Source organism: Streptomyces sp. HSW2009, from assembly GCF_040240285.1.
Lineage (GTDB): Bacteria > Actinomycetota > Actinomycetes > Streptomycetales > Streptomycetaceae > Streptomyces.
In genome coordinates this window covers 1-1719 of record NZ_JBEHZD010000937.1, presented here as the reverse complement: position 1 = coordinate 1719, position 1719 = coordinate 1, and the positions used below count along the sequence as shown (strand labels likewise).

1 protein-coding gene is annotated in these 1719 nt (G+C 75.2%); it reads right to left on the bottom strand.

The genetic code is table 11. From position 1 onward, the window contains the following. Window positions 1-771: 771 nt before the first annotated feature. A complete protein-coding gene (locus tag AAHZ94_RS33670) occupies window positions 772-1605 on the bottom strand; it encodes an arylamine N-acetyltransferase family protein (RefSeq protein ID WP_349997493.1) in 834 nt (277 codons plus the stop codon). Window positions 1606-1719: the final 114 nt, after the last annotated feature.

The window sequence follows — 1719 nt, the reverse complement described above, 5'->3', positions numbered from 1 at the left end:
GGGGGGGGGGGGGGGGGGGGGGGGGGGGGGGGGGGGGGGGGGGGGGGGGCCCCCCCCCCCCGCCCCGGGGCTGTTCCGCGGAGGGGGCGGCTCGCGCCGGCGGCGCGTAGTGGCGGCGCGTACGGGGCGTGGTGGGTACGCGGCCCACGGTGCGTACGGAGCGCGTGGCGGGCCCGGCCCGCGGCGGGTATGGGGCCGGCGGCGTGTACGGCCCCCACCGCGTGTACGGGGCCCACCGGGCGTCGGGTCCCGCCGGGCGTACGGCGCGTACCGGTCGGGGCGTACGGGCGATGGTCGTACGGGGCCGGGGCGGGCCGCCGGGCGGGAGGTGCGGCCGGGTCGGCGGGTGGGGCACTGCGGGGTACGGCCGGAGCGGTCGGTGGCGTGCCTCGCGGGCGGGCGCGCGCGTAGCCGCCTCGTCCGGGTGGGCCGGGACGGACGGCGTACGGCGGCCGGGCGCGTCAGCGGATCAACCGCGCGCACTCCGCCCCGTGGGGCATGCGCAACGGCCTTGCCGGGCCCGCGCACCCCGCCCCGTGGGCCCGCGCTCCCGCCCCCTCGTGGGATGGCGCAGCCCCGTCCGGCGTCTGCCAGACCACCGAGCGCCAGCCGCTGCCGACCGCCAGCCGCCGACGTCCGCCGCCCACCAACCATCAGCCGCTCACGAGCCACCGCCTACCCAGCCGCCGCCTACCCATCAGCCAGCCAGCAGTCACCAGCCACCAGCCGTCGCCCACCCACCACCAGTCGCCAACTATCCACCGGCCCGCGTCAGGCCGGCAGCCTCGTCCCCGGCGGTAGGTGGATGCCGAAGGACGTGGCGAGCGTGTTGAGCACCTCCGTGTCGTCGGAGAGTTCGCGCCGTGCCGCGGTGCCGTCGCCCCGGGTGTGAATGAGTTGGCGGCCGATCAGCGCCAGGTGGTGATCGACCCCGGGCTGTTCGGCGAAGAGGCGGCCGTAGAACGGGGACCTGGGGTGGGTGGCCATGTACCAGTTGGCGATCTCGAAGTCGGGGAACTCGAAGGGCTCCCGGGTGAAGGCGTAGACATCGCTCCACGCGCCACCGGTCGGCCTCAGTTGCAGCACCCACAGGTCGTCCGGACCGTCCTGCGGCTCGCGCACCAGACGCACCGTCCACGCGCCCCGCGCACGGGGCGCGTCGGCCTCCAGCGGGATGGCTTCCAGGAGCCCGGTGGCGCCGAATCCGACATCGGCGAGATGGGGCGTTTCCGAACCCGGTACCCGGACCATCAGCACCATGTGCGTACGCGGCCTGGTCTGCTCGCCCCGTGCGTTCGTACGGACCCGCGCCGCCAGGTAGGTGACGTCAAATCCCATGGCCCGCAAGGCCGTTGCGAGCAGACTGTTCTGTTCGTAGCAGTAGCCGCCGCGGCCCTCCTGGACGAGTTTGCGCTGTACGTCGGCGAGGGCCAGTGAGGGGGCCGAGCCGAGTACCCCTTCCGCGTTCTCGAAGGGGATGTGCAGAAGGTGGGCGCGGTGCAATGAGCGCAGGGTGTCGGCGGTCGCCTCGTGTTTCCCCGACCACTGGATGCGGGCGAGGTACGCGGTGAGATCCAGGGCGCTCGGATCGTGGTCGGCGGGCATCGGACATCTCCTCAGGGGCGGTTGGCACATGGGCGTGCCGTGGGCGCTCTCGACGATAGTTCGCCCAGCTCATGGGCGGCACGCCGCGCCCGGGCGGGGCTCGCGGGGCGTGCC

Coding starts and splice junctions, on each gene's coding strand:
- AAHZ94_RS33670 (WP_349997493.1), bottom strand. CDS start 1,605: ATGCCCGCCGACCACGATCCGAGCGCCCTGGATCTCACCGCGTACCTC.